This window comes from Vibrio sp. 1288, from assembly GCF_033344475.1.
This window is the reverse complement of the sequence record NZ_JAWPOX010000377.1, coordinates 1-779: the sequence shown is the minus strand read 5'-3', so window position 1 is coordinate 779 and position 779 is coordinate 1. Positions and strand designations below refer to the sequence as shown.

1 protein-coding gene is annotated in these 779 nt (G+C 45.8%); it reads right to left on the bottom strand.

The genetic code is table 11. The features are described 5' to 3' along the window. Window positions 1–119: 119 nt before the first annotated feature. The coding region (locus R8O11_RS26875; RefSeq protein ID WP_318194831.1) for a PP2C family protein-serine/threonine phosphatase at window positions 120–779 on the bottom strand (660 nt) is incomplete at its 5' end.

Genomic DNA, 779 nt, shown 5'->3' with positions numbered 1-779 from the left:
ATTCGAGGTGTTGGCCATCACTTACCAATACCTGATGCTGAAAGAGAAACTCGGCAAGCTGCTTACTCGCCTCACGGGAAGATTTTAGTGAGCTAAGAAACGTTTTTTTAAACTCGTAATCAGTCATCCTCACCCTCACATGTCGACGTGTTTGGACCAAACCATTGAAGTTGTAAAAGCGTCAAATCGTCGTCCAGCTCTTCCTTCACTTGCCAACGTTTAATGCTTTCGACGACAGAAGACACCTGTGCTTCAAATGGAAGTCCAGAAACGCTCTGTACGTTCGCGATTAAGCGATTTACAGAGAAAAGCTCATTGTCGTACCGCGCTTCAACCACGCCATCAGAAAAACACCAAATCGAGTCGTTTGGTTCTAACGTAATTTCCCCGCCCTTGTATTGCATTGGTGCTAACGCGCCTACTATAAAATTCTCATCACCAACCATATCAATGGTTGCTTCTGATTGATGTCGCCATAAGAACTTAGGGTGACCGGCGGTACAGTACCTCAGTTTGCCTGTTTGAGTATTCAAAACTGCGTAAACGATTGTGAAGTACAATTGGCTGTCAGGTGTTTGTTGATATCGAAGGTTGAGCCTCTCCACCACCACATTCGGCTCCGAAACAACATATTCGCCCTCGACAAGATCTGTCGTTACCGACTCCGGTCCACAGCTTCGAGATAACGTTTTTTGAATGGAAAACGACATCAGAGCAGACGAGATACCGTGCCCAGAAACATCGAATACATAAAACGCCACATGCTGCTCATCAAGCGC